Origin of the sequence: Staphylococcus sp. HMSC036D05 (genome assembly GCF_001836225.1) — a bacterium.
GTDB classification, from domain to species: domain Bacteria; phylum Bacillota; class Bacilli; order Staphylococcales; family Staphylococcaceae; genus Staphylococcus; species Staphylococcus caprae.
This window is the reverse complement of sequence record NZ_KV827781.1, coordinates 563,868-583,193: the sequence shown is the minus strand read 5'-3', so window position 1 is coordinate 583,193 and position 19,326 is coordinate 563,868. Positions and strand designations below refer to the sequence as shown.

Below are 19,326 nucleotides of genomic sequence, written 5' to 3'. Positions count from 1 at the left end.
AATATAACCTAAAATAATGGTAAAATTTGGGTATATCAATAAATACAATTATATACATTGGAGGAATAATTAATGGCAATTTCAGCAAAACTTGTTAAAGAATTACGTGAAAAAACAGGCGCAGGTATGATGGATTGTAAAAAAGCGCTAACTGAAACTGATGGGGACATCGATAAAGCAATCGACTACTTACGTGAAAAAGGTATTGCTAAAGCAGCTAAAAAAGCTGACCGTATCGCAGCTGAAGGTCTTGTACACGTAGAAGTTAAAGGAAACGAAGCAGCAATCGTTGAAATCAACTCTGAAACTGACTTCGTTGCTCGTAATGAAGGCTTCCAAGAATTAGTTAAAGAAATTGCTAACCAAATTCTTGATAGTAAAGCTGAAACAGTTGATGCTTTAATGGAAACTAAATTATCTAATGGTAAAACTGTTGATGAAAGAATGAAAGAGGCTATCTCTACAATTGGTGAAAAATTAAGCATTCGTCGTTTTGCTATCAGAACTAAAACTGACAATGATGCATTTGGTGCATACTTACACATGGGTGGACGCATCGGTGTATTAACTGTTGTTGAAGGTTCTACTGATGAAGAAGCTGCTAAAGATGTAGCTATGCACATTGCTGCAATCAACCCTAAATATGTTTCTTCTGATCAAGTAAGCGAAGAAGAAATCAACCACGAAAGAGAAGTATTAAAACAACAAGCATTAAACGAAGGTAAACCAGAAAATATCGTTGAAAAAATGGTTGAAGGTCGTTTACGTAAATATTTACAAGAAATTTGTGCTGTAGATCAAAACTTCGTTAAAAACCCAGATGAAACAGTTGAAGCATTCTTAAAATCAAAAGGTGGTCAACTTGCTGACTTCGTTCGCTATGAAGTAGGCGAAGGAATGGAAAAACGCGAAGAAAACTTCGCTGAAGAAGTTAAAGGACAAATGAAATAATCTGTCATAAAGTTTAACAAGGAAGAAGACACCTATTACGTTTCCTTTCTATTAGTTGCATAGCTATAGAAAGAAGCCATCCGTGTCTTCTTTACTTATATATTTTTACATATTTTTACTATAGAGAGGATAAGAAAATGGCTCAAACTTCTAAATATAAACGTGTAGTCTTGAAATTGAGTGGTGAAGCATTAGCAGGTGATAAAGGATTTGGTATTAATCCAATCATCATTAAAAGTGTAGCAAAACAAGTTGCTGAAGTTGCTAAAATGGACTGTGAAATCGCAGTCATCGTTGGTGGCGGAAATATTTGGAGAGGTAAAACAGGTAGTGACTTAGGTATGGACCGCGGTACAGCTGACTATATGGGTATGTTAGCGACTGTGATGAATGCTTTAGCTTTACAAGATAGCTTAGAACAGTTAGATTGTGATACACGTGTTTTAACTTCTATTGAAATGAAACAAGTTGCTGAACCATATATTCGTCGTCGTGCAATTCGACACTTAGAGAAAAAACGCGTTGTTATCTTTGCAGCTGGTATTGGCAACCCTTACTTCTCAACAGATACAACAGCAGCTTTACGTGCGGCTGAAGTAGAAGCAGATGTAATTTTAATGGGTAAAAATAATGTAGATGGCGTATATTCAGCAGATCCTAAAGTTGATGAAAATGCCGTTAAATATGAACATTTAACACATATTCAAATGTTACAAGAAGGATTACAAGTAATGGATTCAACAGCTTCATCATTCTGTATGGACAATAATATTCCATTAAATGTATTCTCAATTATGGAAGAAGGAAATATTAAACGTGCCGTAATGGGTGAAAAAATCGGAACGTTGATTACAAAATAATCTAGAGGTGTAAAAAATGAATGACATAATTAAAGATACAAAAGCTAGAATGCAAAAATCTATCGACAACTTATCACGTGAATTAGCTAATATTAGTGCAGGTAGAGCAAATTCAAACTTATTAAACGGTGTAACTGTTGATTACTATGGCGCGCCAACGCCTGTTCAACAACTAGCAAGTATTAGTGTGCCAGAAGCACGTTTGTTAGTGATTTCACCATACGATAAAACTTCTGTAGATGACATCGAAAAAGCGATTATCGCAGCAAATTTAGGTGTCAATCCAACTAGTGATGGCGAAGTAATTCGTATTTCAGTTCCTGCTCTTACTGAAGAAAGACGTAAAGAATTAGTTAAAGATGTTAAAAAAATTGGTGAGGATGCAAAAGTTTCAATTAGAAACATTCGTCGCGACATCAATGATCATCTTAAAAAACAAGAGAAAAATGGAGACATCACTGAAGATGATCTAAGAAGTCAAACTGATGATGTTCAAAAAGCTACTGATAATTCAATTAAAGAAATTGACCAATTAGTAGATGACAAAGAAAAAGATATTATGTCTGTTTAATCACATAATTTCAAAAATAAAATATTTAAGATATTGATGTCATAGGACACCTTATATGGTCATAATAATAAAATCATATCAATTGATTTAAATGTATAGTTGTTTTTATAACTATTCCTCTAGACACCAATAATCTTTTTAGTCTAAACTGTACCGAGTAGGACTTTGGTACAGTTTTTTTATTTGCTTATTCAATGGAATAAATGAGTATGATAAAATGATAGATGATTGTTTAATAAACGTATAGAATAAAACAGAGATGATCAGGCTCGGAGGAAAGACCATGTTTAAAAAGCTAAAAAATAAAAATAAAACTGAGAATAATCTAGACAATGATTTAGATTTACATAATATACCTGAACATGTTGCTATCATTATGGATGGAAATGGTCGATGGGCTAAAAAACGTAAAATGCCACGTATTAAAGGCCATTATGAAGGGATGCAAACAATCAAGAAAATTACTCGAGAAGCGAGTAATATTGGTATTAAGTACTTAACACTTTATGCTTTCTCTACTGAGAATTGGTCTAGACCTGAAAGCGAAGTTAATTATATTATGAATTTGCCTGTTAATTTCCTTAAGACATTTTTACCAGAATTAATTGAGAAAAATGTTAAAGTCGAAACAATTGGGTTTAATAATGGATTGCCTAAATCTACAATTGAAGCAATCGATTATGCCAAAGACAAGACAAAACATAATACAGGCCTAACACTTGTTTTTGCTATAAATTATGGTGGACGTGCAGAAATTATTCAAAGTATGAAAGAGATTTATGAAGAATTACAAACCAATAATCAAAGTTCTAATGCTATAGATGAAGAATTATTTAATAAACATTTAATGACTCACAATTATCCTGATCCAGAATTATTAATTCGTACCTCTGGTGAGCAGAGAATTAGTAACTTTTTAATTTGGCAAGCTTCATACAGTGAATTTATATTCAATGAGAAGTTATGGCCAGATTTCGATGAGAATGAATTGAAAGAATGTATAAAAATTTATCAATCACGCCAAAGACGTTTTGGGGGATTAAGTGAGGAGTAGAGTATGAAAGTAAGAACATTAACTGCAATTATAGCCTTATTAATATTCTTGCCTATCCTTCTTAAAGGTGGCATGGTATTAATGCTATTTGCTTACTTGTTAGCATTAATTGCTTTAAAAGAATTATTAAACATGAATATGATCAAATTCTTATCTATACCAGGACTGATCAGTGCACTCGCATTGATTATTATCATGTTACCTCAAGATGCGGGAGAATGGGTTCAAACGATTCAACTCAAAAGTTTAATTGCTATGAGTTTTATACTGCTAAGTTATACTGTATTATCTAAAAATAGATTTAGTTTCATGGATTCAGCATTTTGTTTAATGACAGTAGCATATGTAGGTATTGGATTTATGTATTTCTATGAAACTCGTTCAGAAGGTTTACATTACATATTATTTGCATTCTTAATCGTTTGGTTAACTGACACAGGGGCATATATTTTTGGTCGTTTAATGGGTAAACATAAACTTTGGCCAGTCATTAGTCCGAACAAAACAATCGAAGGATTTATCGGAGGAATTATTTGTAGTTTGCTAGTCCCTTTAATTATGCAATTCTTCGTTAATTTCCAATTAAATATTTGGCTTTTATTACTTATCACAGTCATATTGAGTATGTTTGGCCAATTAGGTGATTTAGTTGAATCTGGATTTAAACGTCATTTTGGTGTGAAAGATTCAGGTCGTATTCTTCCAGGGCATGGTGGTATTCTAGACAGATTTGATAGTTTCATGTTTGTTTTACCACTGTTAAATATTTTATTAATTCAAATTTAAATCGCACAGTCTATAAAATAAAATAGATGTTATAATAAAGGAGTTATTGAGATATTGAGGCGTAATCAATATTTCTTAACTCCTTTTAATCACTACCACATTTTTAAATTTCAAACGACAACTATACATATCAATTTGAGAATGAATCTAAGCGTATTATAATATTTTATATTGCCAATTTATTACAATGCTTAGATTATTTCTAAAAATTAAAACACAATATCAATAGAGGTGTAGCGCATGAGCATTTTAATAACAGTAGTTGCATTTATCATCGTATTTGGCGTGCTCGTAACTGTACACGAATACGGTCATATGTTCTTTGCGAAGAGAGCAGGTATCATGTGTCCCGAATTTGCTATCGGCATGGGGCCTAAAATTTTTAGTTTTAGAAAAGATGAAACATTATATACGATACGATTATTACCTGTAGGTGGTTATGTCAGAATGGCTGGTGATGGTCTAGAAGAACCACCCGTTCAACCAGGTATGAACGTGAAGATAAAATTAAACGATAATGATGAAATTACGCATATCATCTTAGATGACCAACATAAATTCCAACAAATCGAAGCAATAGAAGTTAAAAAATGTGACTTCAAAGATGATTTATATATTGAAGGAATTACGTCGTACGACGATGAAAGACATCACTATCCTATAGCTAAAAAAGCATATTTCGTAGAAAATGGTAGTCTTATTCAAATTGCACCACGAGATAGACAATTTGCACATAAGAAACCACTCCCTAAGTTTTTAACATTATTTGCAGGACCGCTGTTCAACTTTATATTAGCATTGGTGCTATTTATAGGTTTAGCATATTACCAAGGGACGCCTACGAATACAATTGGAGAAGTAGTGAAGCATTCACCTGCCGATGAAGCTGGACTACATAAAGGTGATAAAATAGTTCAAATCGGTAGCCATAAAATTAAAGATTTTAGTGAAATCAAAAAAGTTTTAGATGAAAACAAAACATCTAAAACAACAATTAAAGTTCAAAGAGATCATCATACAAAAACAATGCAACTGGAACCTAAAAAAGTAAATACTAAAATTAGCAAGAATAAGAGTCAAACGAGTTATCAAATTGGTTTTGCACCTAAGACGGAACATAGCATATTCAAGCCAATTAGCTATGGAATTTATAATTTCTTTGATAAAGGTAAATTAATTTTTACAGCGGTTGTTGGTATGATTGCGAGCATCTTTACAGGTGGATTCTCATTCGACATGCTCAATGGACCTGTAGGTATTTACCATAACGTGGACTCAGTAGTTAAGTCTGGTATTATAAACTTAATAGGTTATACAGCGCTATTGAGTGTAAACCTAGGTATCATGAATTTATTACCTATACCAGCGTTAGACGGTGGTCGAATCTTATTTGTATTATATGAGGCCATTTTCAGAAAGCCAGTAAATAAAAAAGCTGAAACTGCAATTATTGCTACAGGTGCACTATTTGTAGTTATCATTATGATAATAGTGACGTGGAATGACATACAACGGTATTTCTTATAATTAGGGAGGAAAATAGAGAATGAAGCAATCTAAAGTATTTATACCAACGATGAGAGAAGTTCCTGCTGAAGCTGAAGCATTAAGTCATAGATTATTGCTTAAAGCAGGGTTAATTAAACAAAGTACAAGTGGAATATATAGTTATTTACCACTTGCAACACGCGTTTTAAATAATATTTCTAAAATTGTGCGTGAAGAAATGGAAAGTATAGACGCGGTAGAGATACTGATGCCTGCATTACAACAAGCAGAATTATGGGAAGAATCTGGACGTTGGGGAGCATACGGTCCTGAATTGATGCGCTTAAAAGATAGAAATGGACGAGAATTCGCATTAGGACCTACACATGAAGAAGTTGTAACATCTCTAGTTAGAGATGAGTTAAAATCATATAAACGATTACCTCTTACATTATTCCAAATCCAATCTAAATTCCGTGATGAAAAGAGACCACGTTTTGGTTTGCTTAGAGGTCGTGAGTTCATTATGAAAGATGCTTATTCTTTCCACGCAGATGAAGCTTCTTTAGATGCGACTTATCAAGACATGTATAATGCATATAGCAGAATCTTTAAACGTGTTGGTATTAATGCACGTCCAGTCGTTGCTGATTCCGGAGCGATTGGTGGGAATCACACACATGAATTCATGGCATTAAGTGAAATCGGTGAAGATACGATTGTTTATAGTAATGAAAGTGAATACGCTGCTAATATTGAAAAGGCAGAAGTCGTTTATCATCCTTCTAAAAAACATACCGAAACAGCAGAACTAACAAAAATTGAAACACCTCATGTTAAAACTGCACAAGAATTAGCAGATTTCTTAAATCGTCCGCTAGATGAAATTGTTAAGACAATGATATTCAAAGTGGATGGCGAATTCATCATGGTTCTTATTAGAGGCCATCATGAATTAAATGATGTTAAATTAAAATCATATTTTGGCACAGACCATGTAGAAATGGCTACTCAAGATGAAATTGTAAATCTTGTAGGCGCAAATCCAGGTTCTCTTGGCCCTATCCATAATAAAGAAATTAAAATTTATGCAGACAATTATGTTCAAGACTTAAATAATCTTGTCGTAGGTGCTAATGAAGACGGTTATCATTATGTGAATGCGAATGTTGGAAGAGATTTTGAAATTGATCAATATGGTGATTTTAGATTTATTTTAGAAGGCGAAATGCTAAGCGATGGTTTTGGAGAAGCTCAATTTGCCGAAGGAATCGAAGTAGGGCAAGTGTTCAAATTAGGAACTAAATATTCAGAAGCTATGAATGCTACTTTCTTAGACAACCAAGGTAAAGCGCAACCATTAATTATGGGTTGTTATGGTATTGGTATCTCTAGAACACTTAGTGCAATTGTTGAGCAAAATAACGATGAGAATGGTATTATTTGGCCTAAATCAGTGACACCTTTTGAATTACACCTTATTACGATTAATCCTAAAAAGGATGAGCAACGTGAATTAGGTAATCAACTCTATTCTCAACTGAATGGACGATACGATGTTCTTTACGATGACAGACAAGAAAGAGCAGGCGTGAAATTCAATGATGCCGATCTAATTGGTCTACCACTCCGTGTTGTTGTCGGTAAAAGAGCTGGAGAAGGCATCGTGGAAGTTAAACAACGCTTAAACGGTGAAAGTGAAGACGTCCATATTGATGATTTAGAAAACTATTTAAAAAGTTTATATGAAAATTTAAAATAAGCAATGATGAAATGATTGTAATAACTTAAATAGGGCAGGATGACGAATTCTTAAATAAGGATTCTAACCTGCTCTTCTTTATTGTTTAAATTTCAATCAATTTCTCATGAAAATTAACTCAATGAGTAGTATAATATGAATCAAATTTGCTTTAACACTTTTGCATAAAAATCGAAATATTTCCAAACAAAGCATACGTTAAATTATTTTTAGTAAAAGTATTAAATATTTAAGGTGGTTATTATTTTGGCAATGACAAATCAAGAAAAATTCAAAGTACTTGCCGATCAAATTAAAATATCAAATCAATTAGAGTCTGACATTCTTCAAGAAGGAGAGCTGACTCGCATTGATGTTTCCAACAAAAACAGAACATGGGAATTTCAAATTTCATTACCACGCTTTCTCTCTCATGAAGATTATCTATTATTTACTCATGCAATTGAAGAAGAATTCAAAGAAATAGCCACGGTTACAATACATTTCTCAATTAAAGACACGCATAACCAAGATGAACACGCATTAAAATATTTTGCCCATTGTATTGATCAAACTGGATTATCACCTAAAGTGAAAGGTCAACTTAAACAGAAGAAGTTGATTATGTCTGGCAACGTCATCAAAGTTTTAGTTTCTAATGATATTGAACGTAATCACTTCGATAAAGCGTGTAACGGCAGCTTAGTAAAAGCATTCCAAAAATGCGGTTTCAATATCGATAAAGTTGTATTTGAAACGGATACGTCAAACCATGATGATGATTTAGCATCTTTAGAAGCGCATATTCAACAAGAAGATGAACAAAGCGCTAGAGAAGCAACTGAGAAATTAGAAAAAATGAAAGCTGAAAAAGCCAAACAACAGGACAACAACGAAAGTACTGTTGATAAATGTCAAATTGGTAAGCCGATCCAAGTTGAAAATCTGCGTTCAATTGAGTCTATCATTGAAGAAGAATTTAAAGTAGCCATTGAGGGCGTTATCTTCGATATTAACTTAAAAGAATTAAAAAGTGGACGTCATATCGTAGAACTCAAAGTTACAGACTATACGGATTCTCTAGTTTTAAAAATGTTTACACGTAAAAATAAAGATGATTTAGATCATTTCAAAGCACTTAGTGTAGGCAAATGGGTAAGAGCGCAAGGTCGAATTGAAGAAGATTCATTCGTTCGTGATTTAGTGATGATGATGTCTGACATTGAGGAAATCAAGAAAACTCCGAAAAGAGATAAAGCAGACGAAAAACGTGTTGAATTTCATTTACATACAGCGATGAGTCAAATGGATGGTATTCCAAATATAAGTTCATATGTAGAACAAGCTGCGGAATGGGGACATACTGCGATTGCGGTCACGGATCACAATGTTGTACAAGCTTTTCCAGATGCGCATAATGCTGCTGAGAAACATGGCTTGAAAATGATTTATGGAATGGAAGGCATGCTTGTTGATGATGGCGTTCCTATTGCATACAAACCAACAGATCGTAATTTAAAAGATGCGACGTATGTTGTGTTCGACGTTGAAACAACGGGTCTATCCAATCAGTACGATAAAATTATTGAATTAGCAGCAGTTAAAGTACATGATGGTGAAATTATTGATAAATTTGAACGTTTTAGTAATCCACACGAACGTTTGTCAGAAACAATCATTAATTTGACGCATATTACTGATGATATGCTGACAGATGCGCCGGAAATTGAAGAAGTATTAACTGAATTTAAAGAATGGGTTGGAGACGCCATTTTTGTAGCGCATAATGCGTCATTCGATATGGGCTTCATCGATACAGGTTATGAACGATTAGGTTTCGGCCCATCAACAAACGGTGTCATTGATACACTCGAACTTTCTCGTACGATTAATACAGAGTATGGTAAACATGGTTTGAATTTCCTTGCTAAAAAGTATGGCGTCGAACTCACACAACACCATAGAGCCATTTATGATACAGAGGCTACGGCCTACATTTTCATTAAAATGGTTCAACAAATGAAGGAGCTAGGTGTTAACAACCATAACGAAATTAATAAAAAACTTACGAATGAAGATGCATATAAAAGAGCTCGACCATCACATGTCACATTAATCGTTCAAAACCAAGAAGGACTTAAAAACTTATTTAAGATTGTTAGTGCTTCTTTAGTTCAATATTATTATCGTACTCCACGAATTCCACGTTCTCTTTTAAATGAATATAGAGAAGGAATATTAGTGGGAACAGCATGTGACGAAGGTGAGTTATTTACTGCAGTAATGCAGAAAGATCAATCAGAAGTTGAAAAAATTGCAAAGTATTATGACTTTATCGAAGTTCAACCGCCAGCCCTTTATCAAGATTTAATGGATAGAGAATTGATTAGAGATAAAGAAACATTGATTGAGATTTATAAGCGATTAATTGAAGCTGGCGAAAGTGCCAACATCCCAGTTATTGCAACTGGTAATGCGCATTATTTATATGAACATGATGCGATAGCGAGAAAAATATTAATCGCTTCTCAACCAGGTAATCCATTGAATCGTTCTACATTACCAGAAGCTCATTTTAGAACAACTGATGAAATGTTAGATGAGTTTCACTTTTTAGGAGAGGAAAAAGCGCACGAGATTGTTGTAAAAAATACAAACGAGTTAGCTGATCGTATTGAAAGAGTCGTGCCAATTAAAGATAAATTGTTCACTCCGAGAATGGAAGGCGCGAACGATGAAATCCGTGAGTTAAGCTATTCTAATGCTAAAAAGTTATATGGTGAAGACTTACCACAAATTGTTATAGATAGATTAGAAAAGGAATTGGCAAGTATTATCGGTAACGGATTCTCAGTTATCTATTTAATTTCCCAACGTTTGGTTAAGAAATCACTCGACGATGGATATTTAGTAGGCTCTCGTGGTTCCGTAGGTTCAAGTTTCGTAGCAACGATGACTGAAATCACTGAGGTTAATCCATTACCACCGCACTATATCTGTTCTCATTGTAAGACAAGTGAGTTCTTCGATGATGGTTCCGTAGGTTCAGGTTTTGACCTTCCCGATAAAAAATGTCCAACATGTGGAAATGATTTAATTAAGGAAGGACAGGATATTCCCTTCGAGACATTCTTAGGATTCAAAGGGGACAAAGTACCTGATATTGACTTAAACTTTAGTGGTGAATATCAACCGAATGCCCATAACTATACGAAAGTACTATTTGGTGAAGACAAAGTATTCCGTGCAGGAACGATAGGTACAGTAGCAGAAAAAACAGCATTCGGATTCGTCAAAGGCTACTTAAACGATCAAGGCATTCATAAGCGTGGTGCAGAAATTGATAGATTAGTCAAAGGATGTACAGGCGTAAAACGGACTACAGGTCAGCATCCAGGGGGTATTATCGTAGTTCCAGATTACATGGATATTTATGATTTCACACCGATTCAATTCCCAGCTGATGACCAAAGTGCGGCTTGGATGACAACACACTTTGACTTCCACTCTATCCATGATAATGTACTTAAACTCGACATACTTGGACACGATGATCCAACGATGATTCGTATGCTTCAAGACTTGTCTGGCATAGATCCTAAAACAATTCCAGTTGATGATAAAGACACGATGCAAATTTTCAGTGGCCCTGAAAGTTTAGGTGTTACGGAAGATGAAATTTTATGTAAGACAGGAACATTTGGCGTTCCTGAATTTGGTACAGGGTTTGTTAGACAAATGTTGGAAGATACAAAGCCAACGACATTTTCAGAACTTGTTCAAATTTCAGGATTATCTCACGGTACTGACGTATGGCTTGGAAATGCGCAAGAGTTAATAAGACAAGGTATTTGTGACTTATCAAGCGTTATAGGCTGTCGTGACGATATCATGGTTTATCTTATGTATGCTGGTTTAGAGCCATCAATGGCATTTAAAACGATGGAATTTGTGCGTAAAGGTCGTGGTTTAACTGATGAAATGGTTGAAGCGATGAAGGCAAATGAAGTGCCAGACTGGTATTTAGATTCTTGCCGTAAGATTAAATACATGTTCCCGAAAGCACACGCGGCTGCATATGTACTTATGGCGGTTAGAATTGCTTATTTCAAAGTTCATCATCCACTATATTACTATGCAGCATACTTTACGATTAGAGCCTCTGACTTTGATCTCATTACTATGATTAAAGATAAAACAAGTATTCGTAATACAGTTAAAGACATGTATTCAAGATATATGGATTTAGGTAAAAAAGAAAAGGACGTGTTAACTGTACTTGAGATTATGAATGAGATGGCACATCGTGGTTATCGTATGCAACCCATCAGTCTAGAAAAAAGTCAGGCGTTTGACTTCATTATTGAAGGAGATACGCTTATCCCACCATTTGTGGCAGTTCCAGGACTAGGTGAAAATGTTGCCAAACGAATTGTAGAAGCACGTGAGGAAGGGCCATTCTTATCTAAAGAAGATTTAAATAAGAAGGCAGGTTTATCTCAAAAAGTTATTGATTACTTAGATGAAATGGGCTCATTACCTGACTTACCAGATAAAGCACAACTTTCAATCTTTGATATGTAATGATTTAATGGAAATGATTTTTTCAAATACAAATAAAGTACAACACATCTATTTACATCTGATGAAATTTGTTTAGTATCAATAGTTATGATATACTTAAATTGCGTAAAAAATGATTAAACTCAGGCAGAAGAGTGGGCATATACCCGCTCTTTTCTATTTGCCAAAAAAGGAGGCCTGTATGAGTAAAGTTACTGAACAAGTAGAATCAATCATTCAACCTATCTTAGACGACTTAAAATTTGAACTTGTTGAAATTGAATATGTTAAAGAAGGTAAAGACCGTTTTCTAAGAATTTCCATTGATAAAGAAGGCGGTGTAGATTTAAACGATTGTACGCTAGCTTCTGAAAAAATTAGTGAAGCTATGGATGAAAATGACCCTATCCCCGAAATGTATTATCTTGATGTGGCTTCTCCAGGAGCAGAAAGACCTATTAAAAAAGATAAAGATTTTCACAATGCGGTGTCTCAACCGGTGTTTATCTCACTTTATGCTCCAATTGAAGGCGAGAAAGAATGGTTAGGCATTTTACAATCTGTTGATGATGACAATATTGTTATGGAAGTAAAAGAAAAATCTAAAACAAAACAAATTGAAATACCAAGAAATAAAATAGCAAAAGCACGTCACGCTGTTATGATTTAACGTGATGAGGAGGAAAAACTGTGTCAAGTAATGAATTATTATTAGCTACTGAATATTTGGAAAAGGAAAAGAAAATTCCTAGAGAAGTACTTATCGATGCAATTGAAGCAGCATTAATTACTGCTTATAAGAAAAATTACGACAGTGCAAGAAATGTTAGAGTTGAATTAAATATGGACGAAGGTTCATTTAGAGTTATTGCACGTAAAGAAGTAGTAGAAGAAGTTTTTGATGATAGAGAAGAAGTAGACTTAAGTACAGCTTTAGTAAAAAATCCTGCTTATGAAGTTGGAGATATTTACGAAGAAGATGTAACACCTAAAGACTTTGGTCGTGTAGGTGCGCAAGCAGCTAAACAGGCCGTGATGCAAAGATTAAGAGATGCTGAAAGAGAAATCTTATACGATGAATTTATTGATAAAGAGGAAGATATCTTAACAGGTGTAATTGACCGTGTTGACCACCGTTATGTATACGTAAACTTAGGTCGTATTGAAGCGGTATTATCAGAAGCGGAAAGAAGCCCTAATGAAAGTTATATTCCTAATGAACGAATTAAAGTTTATGTAAACAAAGTTGAACAAACGACTAAAGGTCCTCAAATTTATGTTTCAAGAAGCCATCCAGGTTTATTAAAACGTTTATTCGAACAAGAAGTTCCAGAAATTTATGATGGAACAGTGATTGTTAAATCTGTTGCTCGTGAAGCAGGTGACCGTTCTAAAATCAGTGTATATTCAGAAAATCCTGACATTGATGCTGTAGGCGCATGTGTAGGTTCTAAAGGTGCACGTGTTGAAGCGGTAGTAGAAGAACTTGGTGGAGAGAAAATTGACATTGTGCAATGGAATGAAGATCCAAAAGTATTCGTAAGAAATGCTTTAAGTCCATCACAAGTTTTAGAAGTGATTGTAGACGAAGACAATCAATCAACAGTTGTTGTAGTTCCAGATTATCAATTATCTTTAGCAATTGGTAAACGTGGTCAAAATGCTCGTTTAGCTGCTAAGTTAACAGGCTGGAAGATTGATATTAAATCTGAAACAGATGCACGTGAAGCAGGTATTTACCCAATCATTGAGTCAGAAGAAGTAGCAGATGAAATTGTTAACACTGGCGATGAAGATGTAGAATTTGATGATGTTAATTTAGAAGAATCTAACTTAACTACAGCTGAATTAGCTGCAGAAACGGATGAAGAAACAGAAGAAGATAAGAATACAGAAGAATAGATTGGAGTGACTACTTATGAAGAAGAAAAAAATTCCAATGAGAAAATGTATTATATCTAACGAAATGCATCCTAAGAAAGATATGATTCGTGTAGTCATCAATAAAGAAGGTGAAATATTTGCCGATGCGACTGGTAAGAAACAAGGTCGTGGCGCATATGTTTCTAAAGATGTTCCTTTAGTTGAAAAGGCACAACAAAAAGAATTGCTTGAAAAATATTTCAATGCTTCTAAAGAAACACTTGAACCAGTATATAAAGAAATTATTCGTTTAATTTATAGAGAAGAGATTCCTAAATGACGAAAGATCAAATATTTAATTTTCTTGGTTTAGCAATGAGAGCAGGCAAAATAAAAAGTGGAGAATCTGTAATTCTAAGCGACATTAAAACTAATAAAATTAAACTCGTCATTGTTGCAACTGATGCCTCTGATAACACATTAAAAGTTATGAAAAATAAGAGCGAGAGCAATCAAATTCCACTAAGAAGCTTTGGAACGAGAGTTGAATTAGGGATAGCACTTGGTAAAGGCGAGAGAGTAAATATTGGTGTAACCGATAATGGTTTTGCAAAAAAATTGTTATCAATGATAGATGAATATCGTAAGGAGTGATTATATGAGTAAAAAAAGAATTTACGAATATGCGAAAGAATTGAATCTAAAGAGTAAAGAGATTATAGATGAGTTAAAAAGTATGAATGTTGAAGTGTCTAACCATATGCAAGCTTTAGAAGACGACCAAATTAAAGCTTTAGACAAAAAGTTCAAAAAAGAACAAAATAATGACAACAAACAAAATACTCAAGATAATCACCAAAAATCTAATAGCAAACAAAATCAAAACAATAAAGGCAAACAACAAAACAAAAATAACCAACAACAAAAAGGTAACCAACAATCTAATCAAAACAAGAAAAACGGACAAAACAACAAAGGCAAGCAACAAAATAAGAATAATAAAAACAATAAAAATAATAAGAACAACAAGAATAATAAACAACAAAACCAAACTTCAGAACCAAAAGAAATGCCTTCTAAAATCACTTATCAAGAAGGAATTACAGTTGGCGAATTAGCTGAAAAATTAAATGTTGAATCTTCAGGCATTATTAAGAAATTATTCTTACTAGGTATCATGGCTAATATTAACCAATCATTAGATGAAGAAACATTAGAATTAATTGCTGAAGACTATGGTGTAGAAATCGAACAAGAAGTTGTCATTGATGAGGAAGATTTATCGATTTATTTCGATGATGAAAGCGAAGACCCAGATGCAATTGAAAGACCAGCTGTAGTTACAATCATGGGACACGTTGACCATGGTAAAACAACTTTATTAGATTCTATTCGTCATACTAAAGTAACTGAAGGAGAAGCAGGCGGTATTACTCAACATATCGGTGCTTATCAAATTGAAAATGCTGGTAAGAAAATTACTTTCTTAGATACACCAGGACACGCTGCATTTACAACAATGCGTGCACGTGGAGCACAAGTCACTGATATTACTATTCTAGTTGTAGCAGCAGATGATGGCGTAATGCCACAAACTATCGAAGCGATTAATCACGCGAAAGAAGCAGAAGTACCGACAATCGTTGCAGTAAATAAAATTGATAAACCGACAGCTAATCCAGATCGTGTTATGCAAGAATTAACTGAATACGGTTTAATCCCTGAAGACTGGGGTGGCGATACAATTTTCGTACCACTTTCAGCCTTAAGTGGAGACGGTATTGAAGATTTACTTGAAATGATTGGCTTAGTAGCAGAAGTTCAAGAATTAAAAGCAAATCCTGAAAAACGTGCTGTCGGTACGGTTATTGAAGCAGAACTTGATAAATCACGTGGGCCTGCTGCATCATTATTAGTACAAAATGGTACTTTAAATGTTGGAGATTCAATTGTAGTCGGTAATACGTATGGTCGTATTCGTGCTATGGTAAATGACTTAGGTAAACGTATTAAATCAGCTGGTCCATCTACGCCAGTCGAGATTACTGGTATCAATGATGTGCCACTTGCGGGTGATCGTTTCGTCGTATTTAGTGATGAAAAACAAGCACGCCGTATCGGTGAAGCGCGTCATGAAGCAAGTGTGATTCAGCAACGTCAAGAAAGTAAAAATGTTTCATTAGATAACTTATTTGAACAAATGAAACAAGGCGAAATGAAAGACCTTAACGTAATCATCAAAGGTGACGTTCAAGGTTCTGTAGAAGCATTAGCAGCTTCATTAATGAAAATTGATGTTGAAGGCGTTAATGTACGCATTATTCATACAGCTGTAGGTGCAATCAATGAATCTGACGTGACATTGGCAAATGCATCTAACGGTATTATTATCGGATTTAACGTTCGTCCAGATGCAGGTGCAAAACGTGCTGCTGAAGCGGAAAATGTTGATATGAGATTACACCGTGTTATCTATAATGTTATCGAAGAAATCGAATCTGCTATGAAAGGTTTACTTGACCCAGAATACGAAGAACAAGTTATCGGACAAGCAGAGGTACGTCAAACATTCAAAGTATCTAAAGTTGGTACAATTGCAGGTAGTTATGTAACAGAAGGTAAAATCACACGTAACGCAGGTGTACGTGTTATAAGAGATGGTATTGTCTTATTCGAAGGTGAGTTAGATACACTTAAACGTTTCAAAGATGACGCTAAAGAAGTAGCTCAAGGTTATGAATGTGGTATTACCATCGAAAAATATAACGACCTTAAAGAAGGCGACATTATCGAAGCATTTGAAATGGTTGAAATCCAAAGATAATGAATTAGAATATCATTCCAATCTCCTCGCTATTAAACACAAATAGGGAGGAGATTTTTGAATCAATCACATTGCTAAAAAGCGCATTATTTAATAAAATATAATCTACTTGAGCGTGGATAATTTTAAAAAATAAATATATTAAAAGAGGTGAAATGAAGATGAGTAATATGAGAGCTGAACGTGTTGGCGAACAAATGAAGCAAGAAATTATGGATATTGTAAACACTAAAGTAAAAGATCCTAGAGTTGGATTTCTTACGATTACAGATGTTGAATTAACGAATGACCTATCGCAAGCAAAAGTTTATTTAACTGTATTAGGAAACGAAAAAGAAGTCGATAATACATTTAAGGCACTTGAAAAAGCGAAAGGCTTTATTAAATCCGAGTTAGGTTCAAGAATGCGTTTAAGAATTATTCCTGATTTAACATTTGAATATGATGAATCAATCGAATACGGTAATAAAATTGAACGTATGATTCAAGATTTACACAAAGAAGATAAATAATCATTTATGAAAGTAGGTACGCGTATTCACAAAAGAAATTGTTGAATGACTACCTACTATTTTTATGTATTATTTTCAGTCAAATAGAGTTTAAGAGATGTTATAATAATTAAGGTTAAAGTAACGTTGAGTAAAAGGTGTGACAAAATGTATAACGGTATATTACCTGTATTTAAAGAAAGAGGTTTAACAAGCCACGATGTTGTTTTTAAACTAAGAAAGATTTTAAAAATGAAGAAAATTGGACATACGGGTACACTTGATCCTGAAGTAAATGGTGTACTTCCAATTTGTTTAGGTCATGCTACGAGGGTCAGTGATTACGTGATGGATATGGGTAAAACGTATAAAGCAACTGTCACACTAGGCATGAGTACGACTACTGAAGATCAAACAGGGGATATATTAGAAACTAAGCGTATTAAAGCAGAAGATGTTTCAGAACAAGACATAGATCATACGCTTGAGCAATTTTTAGGTCTTATAAAACAAATTCCCCCTATGTATTCTTCAGTGAAGGTTAAAGGTAAAAAGCTATACGAATATGCTCGAAATAATGAGGAAGTAGAAAGACCAATCAGGCACGTCTATATCAAATCTATTCAAAGAATTTCTGAACTAACCTTCGAAGGTGAACAGTGTCATTTCGATATTGAAGTTACATGTGGTAAGGGTACGTATATTAGAACTTTAGCTACTGATATTGGTGCCAGTCTTGGCTTTCCTGCGCATATGTCACTTTTAACTCGCATCGCTTCAGGCGGTTTTAAGCAAGAGGCCAGCTTAACACTTGATCAAATTAAAGTATTGCATGAGCATGATTCATTACAAGAAAAGTTGTTTCCTATAGAATATGGTTTGAAAGGAATACAACACATTGAAGTCAGTGATGATGAACTCAAGAAGCGGATCTTAAATGGTCAGAAATTCAATAGTCATGAATTTCAGTATGAATTTGAGGAGCAATTTGTGTTTATCGATAACCACACAAATAAAGCGCTTGCTATATATATGATTCATCCGGAAAAAGCGCACGAAATTAAACCGAAAAAAGTTTTTAACTAAAGGAGCAATTTATTTATGAAAGTGATAGAAGTAACCCATCCTATTCAAAAGGAACAGTTAATCAATGAAGATGTAGCGATGGCGTTTGGTTTCTTTGATGGTATGCATAGAGGTCATGACAAAGTTTTTCAAACTTTAGACCATAAAGCCAAAGAAAGCAATTTGAAAAAAGCTGTAATGACGTTTGACCCTCATCCATCAGTAGTGCTGAATCCCGAGCGTAAACGTACAACATATTTAACACCACTTTCAGATAAATTGGAAATGATTGCGCAACATGATATTGATTATTGTATTGTCATTAACTTTTCTTCAAGATTTGCAAGTGTAACTTCCGAAACATTTATTCAAGAATATGTGATTAATAATCATGTTAAAGAAGTGATTGCAGGTTTCGACTTTACTTTTGGTAAATTTGGTAAAGGGAATATGACTGTTTTACAAGAATCTGAAGAATTCAATACTACCATTGTAGGTAAGCAAGAAATGGGTTCTGAAAAGATATCTACAACAGCTATTAGAGAGGCATTAACTGAAGGCAATTTGAGAAAAGCAAATGAAGCGTTAGGTTACCTATATAGAATTAAAGGTACAGTTGTGCAAGGAGAAAAACGTGGCAGAACGATTGGTTTCCCTACAGCTAATGTACAACCGAGCGATGATTACGTGCTACCTAAAAAAGGTGTCTATGCCGTGAGTATGGAGATAGGGCCAGAGAGTAAATTGTATAGAGGGGTAGCCAATGTGGGAGTAAAACCTACATTCCATGACCCAGCTAAAGCTGAAGTAGTGATTGAAGTAAATATTTTTGACTTTGATGAAAATATTTATGGTGAAAGGGTTACAGTTTATTGGCATCACTTCTTAAGACCAGAAGTTAAATTTGAGGGCATAGATCCATTAGTTGAACAGATGAATGAAGATAAAGCTAAAGCGAAATATTTATTATCTGTTGATTTCGGTGATGATATATCATATAATATTTAAAGTTGAGGAAGAAAAGAGTAGGGAATTTAAAGTTTATGCTCTGGGAAACCGATTAACGGCG

General features: G+C 34.2%; 16 protein-coding genes. All 16 read left to right on the top strand.

What is annotated here, in order from left to right; genetic code table 11:
- Positions 1-72: 72 nt before the first annotated feature.
- The 16 genes from tsf (at position 73) to ribF (ending at position 19,265) form a co-directional block, all read left to right on the top strand.
- Positions 73-951, top strand: coding sequence for a translation elongation factor Ts (gene tsf, locus HMPREF2580_RS07360; protein WP_002442557.1), 879 nt, complete (start codon positions 73-75; stop codon positions 949-951).
- A 137-nt stretch (positions 952-1,088) separates the two neighbouring features.
- Positions 1,089-1,811: a UMP kinase gene (pyrH, locus tag HMPREF2580_RS07355; protein WP_002436299.1), complete on the top strand. Its 723-nt coding sequence runs from the start codon at positions 1,089-1,091 to the stop codon at positions 1,809-1,811.
- Between the two features lie 16 nt (positions 1,812-1,827).
- Complete coding sequence (gene frr, locus HMPREF2580_RS07350; RefSeq protein WP_070831618.1) at positions 1,828-2,382, top strand: ribosome recycling factor; 555 nt, start codon at positions 1,828-1,830, stop codon at positions 2,380-2,382.
- A 283-nt stretch (positions 2,383-2,665) separates the two neighbouring features.
- Entirely contained in the window at positions 2,666-3,436 is a 771-nt protein-coding gene (locus HMPREF2580_RS07345; protein ID WP_070831615.1) for an isoprenyl transferase, read from the top strand.
- Positions 3,437-3,439: 3 nt separating this feature from the next.
- Positions 3,440-4,222, top strand: coding sequence for a phosphatidate cytidylyltransferase (locus tag HMPREF2580_RS07340; RefSeq protein ID WP_002442562.1), 783 nt, complete (start codon positions 3,440-3,442; stop codon positions 4,220-4,222).
- Positions 4,223-4,462: 240 nt separating this feature from the next.
- The gene (rseP, locus tag HMPREF2580_RS07335) at positions 4,463-5,749 is read left to right on the top strand and encodes an RIP metalloprotease RseP (protein ID WP_070831614.1); all 1,287 of its coding nucleotides are present in this window, start codon (positions 4,463-4,465) and stop codon (positions 5,747-5,749) included.
- Positions 5,750-5,768: 19 nt separating this feature from the next.
- On the top strand, positions 5,769-7,472 hold the full coding sequence (locus tag HMPREF2580_RS07330) for a proline--tRNA ligase (protein WP_070831611.1): 1,704 nt from the start codon (positions 5,769-5,771) through the stop codon (positions 7,470-7,472).
- 252 nt (positions 7,473-7,724) lie between these two features.
- The gene (locus tag HMPREF2580_RS07325) at positions 7,725-12,035 is read left to right on the top strand and encodes a PolC-type DNA polymerase III (RefSeq protein WP_141756883.1); all 4,311 of its coding nucleotides are present in this window, start codon (positions 7,725-7,727) and stop codon (positions 12,033-12,035) included.
- 181 nt (positions 12,036-12,216) lie between these two features.
- Positions 12,217-12,684 (top strand): ribosome maturation factor RimP, encoded by a 468-nt coding sequence (gene rimP / locus HMPREF2580_RS07320; protein WP_070831605.1) that lies wholly within the window; start codon positions 12,217-12,219, stop codon positions 12,682-12,684.
- A 20-nt stretch (positions 12,685-12,704) separates the two neighbouring features.
- A complete protein-coding gene (nusA, locus tag HMPREF2580_RS07315; protein WP_002442570.1) occupies positions 12,705-13,916 on the top strand; it encodes a transcription termination factor NusA in 1,212 nt (403 codons plus the stop codon).
- Positions 13,917-13,932: 16 nt separating this feature from the next.
- Positions 13,933-14,217, top strand: a complete 285-nt coding sequence (rnpM, locus tag HMPREF2580_RS07310) for an RNase P modulator RnpM (protein WP_002442571.1) — start codon at positions 13,933-13,935, stop codon at positions 14,215-14,217.
- Positions 14,214-14,531 carry a L7Ae/L30e/S12e/Gadd45 family ribosomal protein gene (locus tag HMPREF2580_RS07305; protein ID WP_002442572.1) on the top strand — a complete coding sequence of 106 codons (318 nt, stop codon included), beginning with the start codon at positions 14,214-14,216 and terminating at the stop codon, positions 14,529-14,531. The genes rnpM and HMPREF2580_RS07305 overlap by 4 nt, the downstream gene beginning before the upstream one ends.
- Before the next feature lie 4 nt (positions 14,532-14,535).
- On the top strand, positions 14,536-16,701 hold the full coding sequence (gene infB / locus HMPREF2580_RS07300) for a translation initiation factor IF-2 (protein WP_044466282.1): 2,166 nt from the start codon (positions 14,536-14,538) through the stop codon (positions 16,699-16,701).
- A gap of 161 nt (positions 16,702-16,862) precedes the next feature.
- Complete coding sequence (gene rbfA, locus HMPREF2580_RS07295; protein ID WP_037541413.1) at positions 16,863-17,213, top strand: 30S ribosome-binding factor RbfA; 351 nt, start codon at positions 16,863-16,865, stop codon at positions 17,211-17,213.
- A 147-nt stretch (positions 17,214-17,360) separates the two neighbouring features.
- Positions 17,361-18,278 carry a tRNA pseudouridine(55) synthase TruB gene (gene truB / locus HMPREF2580_RS07290; RefSeq protein ID WP_070831602.1) on the top strand — a complete coding sequence of 306 codons (918 nt, stop codon included), beginning with the start codon at positions 17,361-17,363 and terminating at the stop codon, positions 18,276-18,278.
- Between the two features lie 15 nt (positions 18,279-18,293).
- Positions 18,294-19,265: a riboflavin biosynthesis protein RibF gene (gene ribF / locus HMPREF2580_RS07285; RefSeq protein WP_070831599.1), complete on the top strand. Its 972-nt coding sequence runs from the start codon at positions 18,294-18,296 to the stop codon at positions 19,263-19,265.
- Positions 19,266-19,326: the final 61 nt, after the last annotated feature.

What these genes read in the sequence shown, in the direction of transcription:
- rnpM (WP_002442571.1), top strand. Translation starts at nt 13,933, where the DNA reads ATGAAGAAGAAAAAAATTCCAATGAGAAAATGTATTATATCTAACGAA.
- pyrH (WP_002436299.1), top strand. Translation starts at nt 1,089, where the DNA reads ATGGCTCAAACTTCTAAATATAAACGTGTAGTCTTGAAATTGAGTGGT.
- truB (WP_070831602.1), top strand. Translation starts at nt 17,361, where the DNA reads ATGTATAACGGTATATTACCTGTATTTAAAGAAAGAGGTTTAACAAGC.
- HMPREF2580_RS07345 (WP_070831615.1), top strand. Translation starts at nt 2,666, where the DNA reads ATGTTTAAAAAGCTAAAAAATAAAAATAAAACTGAGAATAATCTAGAC.
- ribF (WP_070831599.1), top strand. Translation starts at nt 18,294, where the DNA reads ATGAAAGTGATAGAAGTAACCCATCCTATTCAAAAGGAACAGTTAATC.
- infB (WP_044466282.1), top strand. Translation starts at nt 14,536, where the DNA reads ATGAGTAAAAAAAGAATTTACGAATATGCGAAAGAATTGAATCTAAAG.
- rbfA (WP_037541413.1), top strand. Translation starts at nt 16,863, where the DNA reads ATGAGTAATATGAGAGCTGAACGTGTTGGCGAACAAATGAAGCAAGAA.
- rseP (WP_070831614.1), top strand. Translation starts at nt 4,463, where the DNA reads ATGAGCATTTTAATAACAGTAGTTGCATTTATCATCGTATTTGGCGTG.
- rimP (WP_070831605.1), top strand. Translation starts at nt 12,217, where the DNA reads ATGAGTAAAGTTACTGAACAAGTAGAATCAATCATTCAACCTATCTTA.
- frr (WP_070831618.1), top strand. Translation starts at nt 1,828, where the DNA reads ATGAATGACATAATTAAAGATACAAAAGCTAGAATGCAAAAATCTATC.
- HMPREF2580_RS07330 (WP_070831611.1), top strand. Translation starts at nt 5,769, where the DNA reads ATGAAGCAATCTAAAGTATTTATACCAACGATGAGAGAAGTTCCTGCT.
- tsf (WP_002442557.1), top strand. Translation starts at nt 73, where the DNA reads ATGGCAATTTCAGCAAAACTTGTTAAAGAATTACGTGAAAAAACAGGC.
- HMPREF2580_RS07340 (WP_002442562.1), top strand. Translation starts at nt 3,440, where the DNA reads ATGAAAGTAAGAACATTAACTGCAATTATAGCCTTATTAATATTCTTG.
- HMPREF2580_RS07305 (WP_002442572.1), top strand. Translation starts at nt 14,214, where the DNA reads ATGACGAAAGATCAAATATTTAATTTTCTTGGTTTAGCAATGAGAGCA.
- HMPREF2580_RS07325 (WP_141756883.1), top strand. Translation starts at nt 7,725, where the DNA reads ATGACAAATCAAGAAAAATTCAAAGTACTTGCCGATCAAATTAAAATA.